This is a genomic window from Arsenicicoccus cauae (genome assembly GCF_043162025.1).
In the GTDB taxonomy this organism is placed as follows: domain Bacteria; phylum Actinomycetota; class Actinomycetes; order Actinomycetales; family Dermatophilaceae; genus Arsenicicoccus; species Arsenicicoccus cauae.
Genome location: NZ_CP171001.1, coordinates 1,897,147 through 1,913,229, shown reverse-complemented (window position 1 = coordinate 1,913,229; position 16,083 = coordinate 1,897,147). Strand labels below are relative to the sequence as shown.

The 16,083-nt window shown below is 71.8% G+C and carries 16 protein-coding genes and 1 pseudogene; all 17 read right to left on the bottom strand.

Annotation, left to right across the window (positions count from 1 at the left end):
* Nucleotides 1–46 precede the first annotated feature (46 nt).
* The 17 genes and pseudogenes from atpA to thrC all read right to left on the bottom strand — a co-directional run bounded on the left by atpA (nucleotide 47) and on the right by thrC (nucleotide 16,083).
* The gene (gene atpA, locus ACF3NS_RS08960; protein ID WP_154593522.1) at nucleotides 47–1,681 is read right to left on the bottom strand and encodes a F0F1 ATP synthase subunit alpha; all 1,635 of its coding nucleotides are present in this window, start codon (nucleotides 1,679–1,681) and stop codon (nucleotides 47–49) included.
* Nucleotides 1,682–1,752: 71 nt separating this feature from the next.
* Complete coding sequence (locus tag ACF3NS_RS08955) at nucleotides 1,753–2,565, bottom strand: F0F1 ATP synthase subunit delta (RefSeq protein ID WP_154593523.1); 813 nt, start codon at nucleotides 2,563–2,565, stop codon at nucleotides 1,753–1,755.
* Entirely contained in the window at nucleotides 2,565–3,194 is a 630-nt protein-coding gene (locus ACF3NS_RS08950; RefSeq protein WP_392465595.1) for a F0F1 ATP synthase subunit B, read from the bottom strand. Before ACF3NS_RS08950 ends, ACF3NS_RS08955 begins: the two co-directional genes overlap by 1 nt.
* Before the next feature lie 51 nt (nucleotides 3,195–3,245).
* The gene (locus ACF3NS_RS08945) at nucleotides 3,246–3,458 is read right to left on the bottom strand and encodes a F0F1 ATP synthase subunit C (protein ID WP_205621819.1); all 213 of its coding nucleotides are present in this window, start codon (nucleotides 3,456–3,458) and stop codon (nucleotides 3,246–3,248) included.
* A 109-nt stretch (nucleotides 3,459–3,567) separates the two neighbouring features.
* Nucleotides 3,568–4,368 (bottom strand): F0F1 ATP synthase subunit A, encoded by an 801-nt coding sequence (gene atpB / locus ACF3NS_RS08940; RefSeq protein ID WP_019285668.1) that lies wholly within the window; start codon nucleotides 4,366–4,368, stop codon nucleotides 3,568–3,570.
* Between the two features lie 73 nt (nucleotides 4,369–4,441).
* Nucleotides 4,442–4,684, bottom strand: coding sequence for a hypothetical protein (locus tag ACF3NS_RS08935; protein ID WP_230082855.1), 243 nt, complete (start codon nucleotides 4,682–4,684; stop codon nucleotides 4,442–4,444).
* Nucleotides 4,681–5,121: a hypothetical protein gene (locus ACF3NS_RS08930; protein ID WP_392465593.1), complete on the bottom strand. Its 441-nt coding sequence runs from the start codon at nucleotides 5,119–5,121 to the stop codon at nucleotides 4,681–4,683. The genes ACF3NS_RS08935 and ACF3NS_RS08930 overlap by 4 nt, the downstream gene beginning before the upstream one ends.
* A gap of 95 nt (nucleotides 5,122–5,216) precedes the next feature.
* Entirely contained in the window at nucleotides 5,217–6,353 is a 1,137-nt protein-coding gene (locus ACF3NS_RS08925; RefSeq protein ID WP_311966579.1) for an MraY family glycosyltransferase, read from the bottom strand.
* A gap of 21 nt (nucleotides 6,354–6,374) precedes the next feature.
* Entirely contained in the window at nucleotides 6,375–7,652 is a 1,278-nt protein-coding gene (glyA, locus tag ACF3NS_RS08920) for a serine hydroxymethyltransferase (protein WP_154593526.1), read from the bottom strand.
* Between the two features lie 59 nt (nucleotides 7,653–7,711).
* A complete protein-coding gene (locus ACF3NS_RS08915) occupies nucleotides 7,712–8,434 on the bottom strand; it encodes an L-threonylcarbamoyladenylate synthase (protein ID WP_392465590.1) in 723 nt (240 codons plus the stop codon).
* A 10-nt stretch (nucleotides 8,435–8,444) separates the two neighbouring features.
* Nucleotides 8,445–9,380, bottom strand: coding sequence for a peptide chain release factor N(5)-glutamine methyltransferase (gene prmC / locus ACF3NS_RS08910; protein WP_392465589.1), 936 nt, complete (start codon nucleotides 9,378–9,380; stop codon nucleotides 8,445–8,447).
* Nucleotides 9,377–10,462 (bottom strand): peptide chain release factor 1, encoded by a 1,086-nt coding sequence (prfA, locus tag ACF3NS_RS08905; RefSeq protein WP_392465587.1) that lies wholly within the window; start codon nucleotides 10,460–10,462, stop codon nucleotides 9,377–9,379. Before prfA ends, prmC begins: the two co-directional genes overlap by 4 nt.
* An 84-nt stretch (nucleotides 10,463–10,546) precedes the next feature.
* On the bottom strand, nucleotides 10,547–10,759 hold the full coding sequence (gene rpmE / locus ACF3NS_RS08900) for a 50S ribosomal protein L31 (RefSeq protein WP_050349057.1): 213 nt from the start codon (nucleotides 10,757–10,759) through the stop codon (nucleotides 10,547–10,549).
* A 257-nt stretch (nucleotides 10,760–11,016) separates the two neighbouring features.
* A pseudogene (locus tag ACF3NS_RS08895) lies at nucleotides 11,017–11,283 on the bottom strand (ATP-binding protein); the annotation flags it as partial.
* Between the two features lie 103 nt (nucleotides 11,284–11,386).
* On the bottom strand, nucleotides 11,387–13,579 hold the full coding sequence (rho, locus tag ACF3NS_RS08890; protein WP_392469103.1) for a transcription termination factor Rho: 2,193 nt from the start codon (nucleotides 13,577–13,579) through the stop codon (nucleotides 11,387–11,389).
* Between the two features lie 442 nt (nucleotides 13,580–14,021).
* Nucleotides 14,022–14,993 (bottom strand): homoserine kinase, encoded by a 972-nt coding sequence (thrB, locus tag ACF3NS_RS08885; RefSeq protein WP_392465584.1) that lies wholly within the window; start codon nucleotides 14,991–14,993, stop codon nucleotides 14,022–14,024.
* Nucleotide 14,994: 1 nt separating this feature from the next.
* On the bottom strand, nucleotides 14,995–16,083 hold the full coding sequence (gene thrC / locus ACF3NS_RS08880; protein ID WP_288799351.1) for a threonine synthase: 1,089 nt from the start codon (nucleotides 16,081–16,083) through the stop codon (nucleotides 14,995–14,997).

Here is a 16,083-nt window from a genome sequence, read left to right as displayed (position 1 = left end):
GGGGTGTCCCCGCGGGGTCTCCCCCGGCACCGACGCGCGCGTCAGGTCAGTGGCGCTCGATCTGCGCGCGGTCCATCTCGTCGTCCTCGATGGAGTCGAACTCCTCGTGGCCGGGGTGGATGCCCGCGTGCTCGGTGCCCGGACGGAACTGCTGCTTGAAGGCCGTCATGGCGTCGTCCATCGCCGACTTGGTGTCGTCGTCGAGCTTCTTGGTCTCGCGGATCGCGTCGAGGATGCCGCCGCGCTCGCGCTTGACGTAGTCGACGAACTCCGCCTCGAAGCGGCGGACGTCGTCGACCTCGACGTCGTCGAGCTTGCCGGAGGTGCCGGCCCACACGACCAGGACCTGGTCCTCGACGGCCATCGGCGACGCCTGCGGCTGCTTGAGCAGCTCGACCAGACGGGCGCCGCGGGCCAGCTGCTGGCGCGAGGCGGGGTCGAGGTCCGAGGCGAACATCGCGAAGGCCTCCATGGCGCGGAACTGCGCCAGGTCGACCTTGAGGCGGCCAGAGACCTCCTTCATCGCCTTGATCTGCGCGGAGCCACCGACGCGGGACACCGAGATGCCCACGTCCACGGCCGGGCGGACGTTGGCGTTGAACAGATCGCCCTGCAGGTAGATCTGCCCGTCGGTGATGGAGATGACGTTGGTCGGGATGTAGGCCGACACGTCACCGGCCTTGGTCTCGATGATCGGCAGACCCGTCATCGAGCCGTGGCCGAGGTCGTCGGACAGCTTGGCGCAACGCTCCAGCAGGCGGCTGTGCAGGTAGAAGACGTCGCCGGGGTAGGCCTCGCGGCCCGGCGGGCGGCGCAGCAGCAGCGACACGGCGCGATAGGCCTCGGCCTGCTTGGACAGGTCGTCGAAGACGATGAGGACGTGCTTGCCGTCATACATCCAGTGCTGGCCGATGGCCGAACCGGTGTAGGGCGCGAGGTACTTGAAGCCCGCGGCGTCGGACGCGGGGGCCGCGACGATCGTGGTGTACTCCATCGCGCCGGCCTCCTCGAGGGTCCCGCGCACGGAGGCGATCGTGGAGCCCTTCTGGCCGATGGCGACGTAGATGCAGCGCACCTGCTTGTCGGGGTCGCCGGACTCCCAGTTGGCGCGCTGGTTGATGATCGTGTCCACCGCGACCGTGGTCTTGCCGGTCTGGCGGTCGCCGATGATCAGCTGGCGCTGGCCGCGACCGATCGGGATCATCGAGTCGATGGCCTTGATGCCGGTCTGCATCGGCTCGTGGACCGACTTGCGCGACACGACGTTGGGGGCCTGCAGCTCCAGCGCGCGGCGAGCCTCGGCCTGGATCTCGCCGAGCCCGTCGATGGGCTGGCCCAACGGGTTGACCACGCGACCCAGGAAGGCGTCGCCCACGGGCACGGACAGGACCTCACCGGTGCGCTTGACCGGCTGGCCCTCCTCGATCCCGGAGAAGTCACCCAGGATGACGACACCGATCTCGTGCACGTCGAGGTTGAGCGCGAGGCCGAGCGTGCCGTCCTCGAACTCGAGCAGCTCGTTGGTCATGGCCGAGGGCAGGCCCTCGACGTGGGCGATACCGTCACCGGCGTCGACGACACGGCCGACCTCTTCGCGCGAGGCCGCACCAGGCTGGTACGACTGCACGAAGCTGTCCAGGGCGTCCCGGATCTCGTCCGGACGGATCGAAAGCTCCGTCATCTCTAACTTCTCTCCTCGTAGCGGTCGCGCGGACCGACGTTGGTGTGTCTGGTGGTGCGTCGGACCCGCACTCAGGCGCCGAAGTGGCGGCGCGCTGCGTCGAGCTTGGTGACGATGGTGCCGTCGACGACCTCGTCGCCGACCTGCACCCGGATGCCGCCGACGACCTGCGGGTCGAGGACGACCTTGAGCAGGACGGGGCGGCCGTAGGTCTTGCCCAGCGCCGCGGCCAGGCGGTCGTGCTGCTCCTGCGAGAGGGGGCTGGCGACGGTGACTACCGCGCTCAGCTGCTCCCGCCGTGTGGCGGCGACGGCGAGGTACTCCTCGATCGCCGTGGAGACCTTGCGCCCACGTCCCGCGACGACGGCCTGGTGGACCAGCCGGCGCGTCTCGGGGTGGGCCTTGCCCGCCAGGAGCTGGTCGACGACCTGCCCCTTGCGCTCGGCCGGGAGCTGGGGGTCGCCGAGCGCCTCGCGGAGCTCGGGCGAGCCGGCGACCGCCCGCTCGAAGCGGAACAGCTGCTCCTCGACGTCGTCCGCACGGCCCGCGCTCTCCGACATGGCGACCTGGGCCTCGACGGCCAGCCGCTCCACGGCGTCGGACAGGTCCCGCTCGCTGGTCCAGCGCTGGGAGGCGACCGCACCGAGCACGTCGAGCGTGCCGGGCTGGACCTTGCCCTCGAGCAGGCGGCGCACCAGGCCCCGCTTGCTCTCCGCGTCCCGCGAGGGATCGGCGAGCGCGCGGCGCAGGGTGGCGGACCCGTCGATGACCCCAGCGACCGAGAAGAGGTCCTCGGACACGGCGGACCAGTCGGCCCCCGTCTCCAGGACGCCCTGCAGGGCCTTGCGGCTCTCGAGGAGTCCTCCGCGCGACGCGCCCTGCATCAGAACGCCCCGTCCGTCTGCTCGCCGGCGCGGGACGAGCCGGTGGCGGCACCGCTGCCGACGGCCTGGGGACGGATGTCACCGGACTCGAGCTCGGCGAGGAAGCGGTCGACGATGCCCTTCTGGCGGGTCTCGTCGTGCAGCGACTCGCCGACGATGCGGCTCGCCAGGTCGGTCGAGATGCGGCCCACCTCGGAGCGCAGCGAGACGACCGCCTGCTGGCGCTCGGCCTCGATCTGCTTGTGCGCCGACTCGGTGATCCGGTTGGCCTCGGCCTGGGCCTGACCACGCATCTCCGCGACGATCGCCGCGCCCTGCTCCTTGGCCTCCTCGCGGATGCGAGCGGCCTCGTCACGAGCCTCGGCGAGCTGCGACTTGTACTCCGCCAGGGCGGCCTCGGCCTCGCGCTGCGCGGCCTCGGCCTTGTCCATACCGCCCTCGATCGCGGTGGTGCGCTCGGCATACGCACGCTCGAGGTTGGGCACGACCTTCTTGGCGACGACGAACCACAGGATCGCGAACACCACGATGGTGAAGATGAGCTCGGGGATGTGCGGGATCAGCGGCATGTCGTTGCCGCCCTCGGCGGCAGGCACGGCCGCGACGAGCGACGTGGCAGTTAGCTGCACGTTCTTCTCCTACCTAGACGACGGACTTCGAGCGGGTGACGCGCGAGGTCGTCAGTTGTTGATGAAGAAGAGGACGAAGCCCAGGATCGCGAGGGCCTCGGCCACGGCGAAGCCGAAGATGGCCTGCGGACGCAGGAGACCGGCGGCCTCGGGCTGGCGGGCGATGCCGTTGATCAGGGCGGCGAAGATGAGACCGATGGCGATGGCCGGGCCGAGCGTCGCGATGCCGTAGCCGACGAGGGACATCGAGCCGCTGATCTCCAGGAAGTGCTGCATCTCTAGATTTCTCTCTCTGTGGGTGACCCGGGAGGCTGCCCGCCCGGGAGTCTGTGGGGTGTATTTGGTTGTGGTCGAACGGCGCTGGGCCGGTGGATCAGTGCTCGTCAGCCACGGCGCCACCGAAGTAGGAGGCGGCCAGCATGACGAAGACGTAGGCCTGGATGGCCTGGATCAGCAGCTCGAGGAGCTGCATGAGGAAGCCCATGACGAAGGCGCCGACGCCGGCGACCATGAAGCCCGGGTTGCCGGACAGCAGGAGGTAGGCACCGCCGAGGATGAACACACCCATCAGCATGTGGCCGGCGAACATGTTGCCGAACAGACGGAGGGTGAGCGTGAGCGGCCGGATGAGGAAGAAGCTCGCGAACTCGAGGATGAAGATGATCGGCGCGAGGAAGATCGGGACGCCGGCGGGGACGAGCATCTTGAAGTAGCCGCCGAGGCCGTGCTTCTTGATGCCGGCGTAGTGGTAGCCGATGTAGACGATCGCGACGAGCGGGATCACCATGCCGATGCGGCTGAGCGTCGGGAAGTTGGTGAACGGCGTGGAGCCGAACCAGTTGTTGACGATGATGAACAGGAACAGCGCGAACAGCAGCGGGGTGAAGCGCTTGAAGTCGCGGGAGCCGATCATGTCGCGGGCCACGCCGTTGCGGACGAAGTCGTAGGCCTGCTCGAGGAACCACTGGCGCTTGGTGGGGACGACGGCCACGCGCTTGGAGGCCCACAGGAGCCACCCGACCAGGAGGACGACCGACAGCAGGGCCAGCAGCATCGGGCGGGTGAACCAGTCACCGATCAGCGGGACGTAGAAGTCGCCGGGAGAGGGCGGGGTGAATCCCTCGCCGCTGGACGCCGGGAGGCTACCGACGGCAGGCCTGGCGGTGACGATCACTGTGTCTCCTCGTTGATGCTGAACAGGACGATGTGGACGCGAACGGCGGCGGGGCGTGGACTCGTCATCACAGTCAGGCCCTACCGTACCGGACCCATATGACATACAGAGAAAGGGTGAACCCGACGGCGATGCCCACCGGCAGGGCGAACCCCGTGCCCCACCAGACGTCGAGGCCCTTGCCGATGAGACCGAAGGCGACGGGGCCCGAGATGAGGTAGGAGGTCACGTCGGTGGCGGTCGAGTGCGCCAGGGCGTCTGCGGTGCGCGGGGTGTGCTGCTCGCCGGCCGGCTCGCGCTGGTCGGGGTCGCTCATCGGCGGTCCCCCTCACCCAGGCCAGGGTAGATCTCGTGACGCCCCCGGGCGAACGCGACCGTGTGGCACACCTGCCACACCAGCACGCCGGCGACGGCCCCGCCGGCGAAGGCCATCGGCTCCATGAACCCGGCCTCGCGCAGCAGCGGGTGGACGAGGAGCAGCAGGCCCAGCTGGGTGGCGTAGACCACGAAGGCGCCGGGCAGGACCGTTGCAGCAGGCCCCTTGACGAGCGCCGAGACGGCCACGACGCCGGCGGCGAAGAAGGCGGTGGTGGTGGCGGCCCCGAGGGAGGCGCTGGCCAGGCCGCGCCAGCCGCGGTAGAGCGCGCCGGCCCCGGCGACGAGGGGCAGCGCCGCCACGGAGCCGAGGACCGCGGTGCGCAGCATCGCGGACGAGACGTCCGGGCTGGGGGTGCGGGGGCGCCGTGCGGGCAAGGGGCTGTCCTCGGGTCGGTTGGGGCTCGAGCAACGGGGTGGCGGGGCGGGTGATCAGCCTCCGCGCACTCGCCGTCGAGCGCTTGTGAACGCTATCACAAGGTCGGTCGCCGCAGGGAGCTGCGACGGCTGAACGTGAGGAAGCTCGCGACGAGAACGGCCGCCGCGACGGCGATGACGGGGGCCCAGCCGTCGAACATCGCGACCGCCAGCACGCCGACCGACACGATCGCGGCCCAGAGGTAGAGCAGCAGCACCGCGTGGGGGTGGCTGTGCCCGGCGCGCAGCATCCGGTGGTGGAGGTGGTGGGCGTCGGGGTGCCAGGGCCGGATGCCGGCGCGGGTGCGCCGCACGACCGCCAGCACCACGTCGAGCAGCGGCAGCGAGAGGATCGCGAGGGGCAGCACGAGCGGCAGCCACGCCAGCACCTCCGTCGAGCGGCCCGCCGCCATGCCCACCTGCGTGGGGTCCAGGGAGGTCATGGAGATCGTGGCGGCGGCGAGCAGCAGGCCGAGCAGCAGCGCCCCGCTGTCGCCCATGAACAGCCGCGCGGGGTGGAAGTTGTGGGGCAGGAAGCCGGCGCAGCAGCCGACCAGGGCCGCGGAGATGAGCGTCGCCGAGGAGAAGACGTTGGGCGGGTTGTAGGACATGGACACGACATAGCTGTAGACGAAGAAGGTGAGCGCGGCGATGCCCACGATGCCCGCGGCCAGCCCGTCGAGGCCGTCCACGAAGTTGACGGCGTTGGTCGTCACCACCACCACCAGGATGGTGAGGGCGATCATCACCGCGAGCGGCAGGACCGTCTGCCCGAAGACCGGGACCGAGAGCAGCTGCAGGCCCTGGTAGGCCATGATCCCGGCCGCGAGGACCTGCCCGGCGAGCTTGGTCAGCCAGTCGAGCTCGCGCACGTCGTCCACGGCACCGACCAGGCACACGAGGACGGCGCCGACGACCACCCCCGTCATACGGCCGTCGCTGAAGACGCTCTCGGCCGCCGCCCGCCCCTGGACGTGCCCCCCGAGGAAGGGCAGGCGCCAGGCCAGCAGCACCGCCCCGAGGAAGCCCAGCAGGATCGCCACTCCCCCCAGCCGCGGGATCGGGACGACGTGGACGTCCCGGTCCCGGACCGCGGTCATGGCCCCGGTGCGGACGGCGAGCCAGCGCACGAGAGGCGTCGTCAGGAAGGTGATCGCCGCTGCGACCACCATGACGAAGAGGTACTCACGCACGCCGGCTCGCCCTCGGCCGGGTCAGCGCGGGTAGGCCGGGAAGCGCGTGCAGAGGTCCTCGACCGTCGCCCGGATCTCCTTGGCCACCGCGTGCTCGGGGTCGCCGTCGGTCTGGGTCACGGCCCGGTGGATGACGTCGGCGATCACGTCCATCTCCGGCAGCCCCATGCCCTGCGTCGTCACCGAGGGGGTCCCGACGCGGACGCCGGAGGCCACGTTGGCCTTCTGCGGGTCGAAGGGGATGGCGTTCTTGTTGAGGACGATCCCGGCCGCGTCGCAGCGGGCCTCGGCGTCCGCCCCGGTGACCCCGACCTTCTGCAGGTCGAGCAGCGCCAGGTGCGTGTCGGTGCCACCGGTCGTCGGGCGGATGTCGCGCTCGGCCAGCCCGGCCGCGAGGCGCTGCGCGTTGGCGATGACGTCCTTGGCGTACTGCTGGTAGTCGGCCTGCATGCACTCCTTGAAGTTGACGGCCTTGGCCGCCACGGTGTGCATCTGCGGACCGCCCTGCATCAGCGGGAACACGGCCTTGTCGAGCTTGGCGGCGTGCTCCTCCTTGCAGACCAGCGCGCCCGAGCGGGGGCCACGCAGCACCTTGTGCGTCGTGAAGGTGACGACGTCGGCATACGGCACCGGCGACGGGATCGCCTTGCCGGCCACGAGACCGATGAAATGCGCGGCGTCGACCCAGAAGATCGCGCCGACCTCGTCCGCGATGTCGCGGAAGGCCTGGAAGTCGATGAGGCGCGGGATCGCCGAGCCGCCCGCGAGGATCACCTTGGGGCGGTGCTGCCGCGCAAGGTCACGAACCTGGTCGTAGTCGATGTCCTCGGTGTCTTTGTCGACCCCGTAGTGCGCGATGTCGAACCACTTGCCGGAGAAGGACACCTTGGCGCCGTGGGTCAGGTGGCCACCGTGCGGCAGCGACATGCCGAGGAGCTTGTCGCCGGGCTGGCAGAACGCGCCGTAGACCGCCTGGTTGGCGCTCGCGCCGGAGTGCGGCTGGACGTTGGCGTGCTCGGCGCCGAACAGCTCCTTGCACCGGTCGATCGCGATCTGCTCGGCCTTGTCGACCTCGGAGCAGCCGCCGTAGTAGCGGCGACCCGGGTAGCCCTCGGCGTACTTGTTGGAGAGGGTGGACCCCAGAGCGGTGAGTACGGCCGGGCTCGAGAGGTTCTCGCTGGCGATCAGCTGCAGCCCGCTGCGGATGCGGGTCAGCTCGGACTGCAGGACGCCGGCGATCTCGGGGTCGAGAGCCTCGAGGGCCTCGTAGTCGGAGCCGTAGAACGGGGTGTCGGACATGCGTGTGCTCCCGGGTGCGAGGGGTGGGCGGTGACGGGCGACGGTGCCTCGGCCTCAGCCTAGAGGTTGGCGCCGCCGGGCCGTTCGGTCGGCGTGCCGGGGCCCCCGGGCGCGTCAGGTGCGTCGTCGCCCTCGAGGCGCACCGAGCCCAGCGCTTCGCGCAGGGCGTCCTCGTCGACGGCCCCGTCGCGCAGGACGCGCGGCCGCTCCTGGGTGCAGTCGAGGATGGTGGAGGCCTCGCCGTCCTCGCAGGGGCCCCCGTCGAGGTAGACCCCCACCGCGTCGCCGAGCATGGCCTCGGCCTCCCGGGCCGTCATCGCGGCCGGCTCGCCGGTGAGGTTGGCGCTGGTCACGGCCATCGGACCCACCTCGCTCAGCAGGGCGATGGCGGTCTCGTCCCGCGGGATGCGCAGGGCCACGGTGCCGTTGGTCTCGCCGAGGTCCCACATCAGGGACGGCTGGGCCAGCAGCACGAGGGTGAGCGGGCCAGGCCAGAACCGGTCCATGAGGTCACGGGCGTAGGACGGGACGTCGATGGCGAGGCCGTCGACGGTGCGCGCGTGCGGCACGAGGACGGGCGGGGGCATGTGCCGGTCGCGCCCCTTGGCCGCCAGCACCGCCGCGACCGCGTCCGGGTTGAAGGCGTCGGCCCCGACGCCGTAGACGGTGTCGGTCGGCAGCACGACGACCTCACCGCGTCGCACGGCGTCGGCCGCCGCGGCCACGCCCTCCTGTCGCCCCTCGGGCGTCGTGCAGTCGAAGTGGGCAGGGCTGTCGCTCATGCCGGTGAGCCTATCGGCCCGAGGTCTCCCCCTCGTCGAGGCGTCCGGCACGACGAGCGGTGGTGGTGCGCGGCCGACCGGCCAGGTCGAGGTGGTCGCGCACGTCCACCCACTCCCGCGTGGCACGCAGGGCGGCGGGCAGGGTCTCCCCCTGCGTGTCCGCGTGCTCCATGACGAGCAGGCCGCCGGGGCGCAGCAGGACGGCCGCGGTGCGCGCCACCTGTAGCGGTATGCCGAGCCCGTCCCCCGCCCCGCCGTAGAGCGCCATGGCGGGGTCGTGGTCACGGACCTCGGGCTCGCGCGGCACGGCGTCCTCGGGGACGTACGGCGGGTTCGACACGACCACGTCGACGCGCCCCACGAGCGGCTCCAGCGGCGCCAGGTCCACGGCGTGGCGCGGGTCCCCGGTGGCGTCCGCAAGGGTCACCGTCACGTCGAGGTCGAGCCTCCCTGCATTGTGGCGGGCTCGTCGAAAGGCCTGGTCAGAGGCCTCTACGGCATGGACCTGCGCTCTCGGGTGCTCGTCCTTGACCGCCAACGCGATCGCCCCGGAGCCCGTGCACAGGTCGACGACGACAGGCGCTCTCCCGTGGACGGTCGCCCCGGTGGCCCCGAGCTCGGCCAGCACCAGCTCGACGGCGAGCTCAGTCTCGGGGCGCGGCACGAAGGTCCCCGGCCCGACGGACAGCTCCAGCCGCCGGAAGCCCGCGCGGCCCGTGAGGTGCTGGAGGGGGACACGGGCGGCGCGGTGGTCGAGCAGCTCGGCATACCGGCTGCTCTGCTCCTCGGTCAGCCTGGTCCCGAGGACCAGGCCCCGGTGCACCTCGCCGGGGTCGCAACGGAGGACGTATGCCGCCAGTGCCACCGCGTCGACCTGCGGTGACGGCACCCCGGCCACCGCCAGGCGGTCCGTCGCCGCGCTGACCACGCCGCGCAGGTCGGTCACGCCTCGGACCCCGCCACCGCGGCCAGCCGCGAGGCCTCGTCCCGCTCGACCGCGGAGGCCACGACCGGGTCGAGGTCGCCATCCAGGACGTGGTCGAGGTTGTAGGCCTTGTAGCCGGTGCGATGGTCGGCGATGCGGTTCTCGGGGAAGTTGTAGGTGCGGATCCGCTCCGAGCGGTCCACCGTGCGGACCTGGGAGCGTCGCGCGTCCGACGCCGCGGCCGCCGCCTCGTCCCGGGCCACCTGCAGCAGCCGGGCGCGCAGCACGCGCATCGCAGACTCCTTGTTCTGCAGCTGGGACTTCTCGTTCTGGCAGGAGACCACCGTCCCGGTCGGCAGGTGGGTGATCCGCACGGCGGAGTCGGTCGTGTTGACGCTCTGCCCGCCCGGCCCCGACGAGCGGTAGACGTCGATCTTGAGGTCGTTGTCGTGGATCTCCACCTCGGCCACGTCCTCCACCTCCGGCATGACGAGCACGCCCGCGGCGGAGGTGTGGATGCGGCCCTGCGACTCGGTGACGGGGACACGCTGCACGCGGTGCACCCCACCCTCGTACTTGAGCAGAGCCCAGGGCGCGTCGCCCGGCTCGAGCGTGCCCTTGGCCTTGACCGCCACGGACACGTCCTTGTAGCCGCCGAGGTCGGACTCGGTCGCGTCGATGATCTCGGTGCGCCAGCCGCGCCGCTCGGCGAACCGGAGGTACATGCGCAGCAGGTCGGCGGCGAACAACGCCGACTCCTCCCCGCCCTCCCCCGCCTTGACCTCGAGGATGACGTCCCGGTCGTCGTCGGGGTCGCGCGGGATCAGCAGGCGGCGCAACCTGTCCTCGGCCCGGTCGCGGGCGTCCCGCAGGGCGGGCAGCTCCTCCGCGAAGCTCGGGTCGTCCGCCGCCAGCTCCTCGGCGGCGCCCACGTCCTCGGTCGCGGCGCGCCAGGCGTGGTAGGCCGCGACGGTGGGCGCCAGGGCGGCATACCTCTTGTTGAGGCGACGCAACGCGGCCTGGTCACCGTGGACCGCGGGGTCGGCCAGCTGACGCTCGAGGTCGGCGTGCTCGTCGACGATCGAGCGGGCGGACTCCAGCATGAGGACTCCTGTCGAGGACGGGGTGGGACGCCAAGGGCCGGTCCCCCGACGTGACGTCGGATGGGACCGGCCCAGGCGAGGTGCTTACTTCTGGCGCTTGCCGTAGCGCGCCTCGAAGCGGGCGACGCGACCACCGGTGTCGAGGATCTTCTGCTTGCCGGTGTAGAACGGGTGGCACTGCGAGCAGACGTCGGCGCTGATCTTGCCGGACGTCGCCGTGCTCCTGGTGGTGAACTGCGAGCCGCAGGTGCAGGTGACCAGCGTCTCGACGTACTCCGGGTGGATGTCCTTCTTCATGGTGGTCTCCCTCTGAGATCTCGTGCGCCGGGTCGAGCGTGTTCTCGTGAACCGGCAACCTCTCCATTGTGCCAGACGGCGGCACACCTGACCTAACGCAGGCCCGGCCGCGGGCATTCCTGCTCCTGGTCGGACGGGGTCAGGAGGCGCCGTGGTGCTCGTCCTCGGGGGCCTCTCCCTCGGCCACCGAGGTGAGGTGGGGGGTGACGGTCGTGCCCTGCCCGGCGACCGAGTCCAGGCTCATCCGACCCCCCGTGGGCCGCCGCGATGGACTGCCCGATCGACAGCCCGAGCCCCGTCCCGGGGGTCGTCTGCGCCGTGACGTTGCTGGCGCGGAAGAACCGTCGCCCGACGTCGCGCAGGTCCTCCTCGGGTATGCCGATGCCGGTGTCCTCAACCCCGACGAGGTGCGCCTGACCGACGCCGTGACCCGCGCCTGGAGCGGCTGCTCGATCTGGCGGTTGGCCGCGACCAGGCGTCGGTCCCGCACGATCGAGGGCCCGAGAGGACGCGTGCTGCGTCACCTCGGGCCCTCGCTCGTGTCCTCGGCTCAGTCGTCGTCATGCTCGACGGCGCCGACTCTGCCTCGCCTGCGGGCCTCGCTCGTCCCTCGCTCGTGTCCTCGGCTCAGTCGTCGTCGCCCTTCAAGGGGGAGTTGGACTGCACCTGCATCAGGAACTCGACGTTGCTCTTGGTCTTCTTGAGGCGGTCGAGGAGGAGCTCGATACCGGCCTGCTGGTCGAGGGCTGCCAGCACGCGGCGCAGCTTCCACATGATCTTGAGCTCCTCGCTGGACAGGAGGATCTCCTCGCGACGCGTGCTCGAGGCGTTGATGTCGACCGCCGGGAAGATGCGGCGGTTGGCGAGCTGCCGGTCGAGCTTGAGCTCCATGTTGCCGGTGCCCTTGAACTCCTCGAAGATCACCTCGTCCATCTTGGAGCCCGTCTCGACCAGAGCCGTCGCGAGGATGGTGAGCGAGCCGCCGTGCTCGATGTTGCGCGCCGCGCCGAAGAAGCGCTTGGGCGGGTACAGCGCGGCCGAGTCCACACCACCGGACAGGATGCGCCCGCTCGCCGGGGCGGCCAGGTTGTAGGCGCGCCCGAGCTTGGTGATCGAGTCGAGGAGCACGACGACGTCCTGCCCCATCTCGACGAGGCGCTTGGCCCGCTCGATGGCCAGCTCGGCGACCGTCGTGTGGTCCGACGCCGGCCGGTCGAAGGTCGAGGAGATGACCTCGCCGCGCACGGCGCGCTGCATGTCGGTGACCTCCTCGGGACGCTCGTCGACCAGGACGACCATCAGGTGGCACTCGGGGTGGTTGGTCGTGATCGCGTTGGCCAGCGCCTGCATGACCATCGTCTTGCCGGCCTTGGCCGGAGCGACGATCAGGCCGCGCTGACCCTTGCCGATCGGCGACACCAGATCGATGATGCGCGTCGTGAGGACGTTGGGCTGGGTCTCCAGACGCAGACGCTCCTGCGGGTAGAGCGGCGTGAGCTTGGCGAAGTCCACGCGGCTGCGCGCCTCGTCAGGCGTCTGGCCGTTGATCGCGTCCACCCGCACCAGCGCACTGAACTTGCCCTGCTTGCCGTGCTGGTGCTGACCCGTGCCGTCCTCGCCCGGGTCCTTGATGACGCCCTGGACGGCGTCGCCCTTGCGCAGGCCGAACTTCTTGACCATCCCGAGCGTGACGTAGACGTCGCCCGAGCCGGGCAGGTAGCCGCTCGTGCGCAGGAAGGCGTAGTTGTCGAGCACGTCCAGCACGCCGGCGACGGGCAGCAGCACGTCCTCGTCGTTGTAGGACACGTCCTCACCCACGCGGAGGTCGTCGGTGCGTCCGCGCCGCTTGCGGTCACGGTTGCGCTGGCGGCCACGCCGCCGACCGCCCTGCTCGTCGTCGAACCGGTTGTCGTCACGGCCGTCACGGTTGTCCCGACCGCCGTTGTCGCGGGCGGAGCGGTCACGGTTGCTGCTGTCGCGGCCGCCGTCACGCTGGTCCCGCCCGCCGTTGTCCCGCCCTCCGCGGTCGCGATTGGCGTCACGCTGCTCACCGACGTTGTCGCGCCCGACGTTGTCGCGCCCGGCGTTGTCGCGGTCGCGGCTGCCGCCGTCCCGGTTGTCGCGGTCCCGGCCGTCACGGTCCCGGCGGGGCCGCTGGTCGTCGCGTCCACCGGCGTCACGCTGGTCGCGGCCCGGGGTGCCGGACCCGTCGACGTCGCCCCCTGCCTGCTGGCTCTCGGCCTGACGCCGCAGCTCGGCGGCGAGGTCGGCGGTGCGGCGGTCCGCCTCGGTGCCGCGCTCACCCTGCGGCGCCGCGCTCGGGGACGAGGCGACACGGCGACCCCGGCGGGTCCGGCGCTCGGGGCGCTCCCCCGGCTCTTCGCGGTCGTTACGGTCGGCGCGGTCGGCGCGGTCGTTGCGCTCGGGGTCCTCGGGGCGGTCCCCGACCTGCGCGCCCCTCGGCGGAGCCTCGTCGCGAACGACCTTGTGGCCCTCGTCGCGGCGCAGCCGCTGGGCCTCGTCCCGGCGGGGCTGGTCCTGGCCCTCGTCGCGACGCAGCTGCGGGGCCTCCTCGCTGCCAGCCCCTCGAGCCTGCGCGGCGGGGGCCGTCGCTGCCGCGGCGGGCGCCGTGGCCACCGGGCCGGAGCCTGCTGCCCCGGCCGTGTCGGTGGGGCCGGTGGCGTCGGCGGCAGTGGCGGTGGCGGTGCGACCGCCGCCCCGGCGCTCGCGGATGGCGGCGACCAGGTCGCTCTTGCGCATCTTGGCGGTGCCGGGGATGCCCATCTCGGAGGCCACGGCCTGCAGCTCGGGCAGACGCATCGCCGACAGCGCGGTCGTGCGTCGCTGAGTCCCACCGGTCACGGTGGTCTCGGTGTTGTCGGTCACGAAGGTTCCTTCCCCCTCGTCGTCTGCCCGGCATCCGCGCCTGGGCAGGTGATGTAGCCGAGAACAGCTCTCGGCGCTCGGTCCACCTGGCGGCTCAGCCCGCCTCGCAGCGCTCGCGCCGCGGCCGGTGGCCTCTGACCGCTGGTCGGTCGGTGGGATCGCATCGTGTCGGGTCCCCGCGCGCCCGGCGCCGCACCCACAGGTGTGGTGGGCGATGAGGTCGGAGCCGCGACGTCGCGGGTCGGCCGGGAAGCGATGAGGGCCTGGGCGCAGGAACGTGCGTCCTGCAGATCCGGGATCATCGGGCCGAACCACCGTCGTGCTCGATGCAGACCCAATCTATCACCCGGGGTGCGCAGGTGACGCCAAGACTGCGTCAGACGGGCGGCGCGCCGCGGCTCACCCCTAGCCGGACGGCGCTGACGCCGACGGTCGGTATGCCGGGGGTCGCCGACCGCCATCCCTGCGGCAGCGGCAGGGCGCGGACCTCGCCGACCCGGTCCGCGGTCGTCAGCACCAGGACCGTCGGACCCGCCCCCGAGACCACGGCCGCGTGGCCGAGCTCGCGCAGCTGGTCCAGCAGCCGCATGGACGCGGGGTAGGCCTCGCGACGCTGCTCCTGGTGCAGCCACTCGACGGTCGCGTCCAGCAGCAGCTCGGGGCGGCGCGACACGGCCTCCACGAGGAGGGCTGCCCGGGCGGAGTTGAGCGCCGCGTGCTTGAGCGGCACCTCCTGCGGCAGCACGGAGCGAGCGGTCGAGGTGGACAGGGTGAGGTCGGGCACGAGCACCACGGGCACCACGTCCGGGTGCACCTCGACCTGCACGGTGCGGACGGGCGCCACAGCCGGGGGCCGGGTCGACCACGACAGCGTCATCCCGCCGTAGACGCTGGCGGAGGAGTTGTCGGGGTGGCCCTCGTGCTCGCCGGCCAGCTGGTTGACGAGGTCGAGGTCGACGGCGCCCTCGCCACCGCGGGCGAGGTCGACGAGCGCCGTGGCGGCGGCATACCCGGCCACGACGGCGGTGGCGGAGGAGCCCAGCCCCCGCGAGTGGGGGACGCCGTTGCGGCATACCAGGTGCAGGCCGGCAGGCACGTCGACCCCCAGCCGTGCCAGGCCGGAGGCGAGGCAGCGGTGGACCAGGTGGGAGGCGTCGCGGGGCACCTCGTCGGCGCTCTCCCCCGTCACGTCGATGACCAGCGCGTCGCCCTCGACGACCACGTCGTAGGAGTCCCACACGCCGAGCGCGAGCCCGATCGCGTCGAAGCCCGGCCCGAGGTTGGCGCTGCTGCCCGGGACGTTCACCCGGACTGCGGCACCCTCGGGCAGGACGGTCACCGAGGCCACGTCACCCCTCCAGCCCGAGCGCCGACGCGACGGACACGGCGTCGACGGACACCTTGACCGGCTCGACCTCGGAGCCGTCCGCCATGCGCAGGGCCCACTGGGGGTCCTTGAGGCCGTGCCCGGTGACGGTGCACACGATGCTGGCGCCGCGCGGGACCAGGCCCGCCTCGGCGGACTTCAGCAGTCCGGCGACGGAGGCGGCCGACCCCGGCTCGACGAAGACGCCCTCGCGCGAGGACAGCAGGCGGTGCGCGGCGAGGATCTGGTCGTCCGTCACGGCGTCGATGAGCCCCTCGGACTGGTCGCGCGCGGCCTCGGCCTGCTGCCAGGAGGCGGGGTTGCCGATGCGGATGGCGGTGGCCACGGTCTCGGGGTGGTCGATGGGGTGACCCTTGACGATCGGGGCGGCCCCCTCGGCCTGGAAGCCCCACATGCGAGGACGCCGCGTGGCGACCGGCGCGAGGCCGTCGGTGATCTCGGCATACTGCCGGTAGCCACGCCAGTAGGCGGTGATGTTGCCGGCGTTGCCGACGGGCAGGCAGTGGATCTCGGGGGCGTCGCCGAGCGCGTCGACGACCTCGAACGCTGCGGTCTTCTGCCCCTCGATGCGGGCGGGGTTGACCGAGTTGACGAGCTCGACGGGGTAGGCCTCGGCGAGCTTGCGCGCCACCGTCAGGCAGTCGTCGAAGTTGCCGTCGACCTGCAGCAGCGTGGCGCCGTGGGCGATGGCCTGGGACAGCTTGCCCATGGCGATCTTGCCGTCGGGGACCAGTACGGCGCAGGTCATGCCGGCCTTGGTGGCGTAGGCCGCGGCCGACGCGGACGTGTTGCCGGTCGAGGCGCAGATGACGGCCTTGGCCCCGGCGCGGGCCGCCACGGAGATCGCCGTCGTCATCCCGCGGTCCTTGAACGAGCCGGTGGGGTTGAGGCCTTCATACTTGAGGTAGACCTGCGCCCCGACGAGCTCGGAGAGGTGCCGGGCCTCGATCAGGGGGGTCCCGCCCTCGTGAAGGGTCACCGTGGGCGCGCCGGCCAGCATCGGCAGCCGCTCGCGGTACTCCTCGATCACGCCCTGCCACTGGTGGGCCAT

Coding starts and splice junctions, on each gene's coding strand:
- glyA (WP_154593526.1), bottom strand. CDS start 7,652: ATGTCCGACACCCCGTTCTACGGCTCCGACTACGAGGCCCTCGAGGCT.
- thrC (WP_288799351.1), bottom strand. CDS start 16,083: ATGGCCCACCAGTGGCAGGGCGTGATCGAGGAGTACCGCGAGCGGCTG.
- ACF3NS_RS08935 (WP_230082855.1), bottom strand. CDS start 4,684: ATGAGCGACCCCGACCAGCGCGAGCCGGCCGGCGAGCAGCACACCCCG.
- ACF3NS_RS08955 (WP_154593523.1), bottom strand. CDS start 2,565: ATGCAGGGCGCGTCGCGCGGAGGACTCCTCGAGAGCCGCAAGGCCCTG.
- rho (WP_392469103.1), bottom strand. CDS start 13,579: ATGCGTCTGCCCGAGCTGCAGGCCGTGGCCTCCGAGATGGGCATCCCC.
- atpA (WP_154593522.1), bottom strand. CDS start 1,681: ATGACGGAGCTTTCGATCCGTCCGGACGAGATCCGGGACGCCCTGGAC.
- rpmE (WP_050349057.1), bottom strand. CDS start 10,759: ATGAAGAAGGACATCCACCCGGAGTACGTCGAGACGCTGGTCACCTGC.
- ACF3NS_RS08915 (WP_392465590.1), bottom strand. CDS start 8,434: ATGAGCGACAGCCCTGCCCACTTCGACTGCACGACGCCCGAGGGGCGA.
- prfA (WP_392465587.1), bottom strand. CDS start 10,462: ATGCTGGAGTCCGCCCGCTCGATCGTCGACGAGCACGCCGACCTCGAG.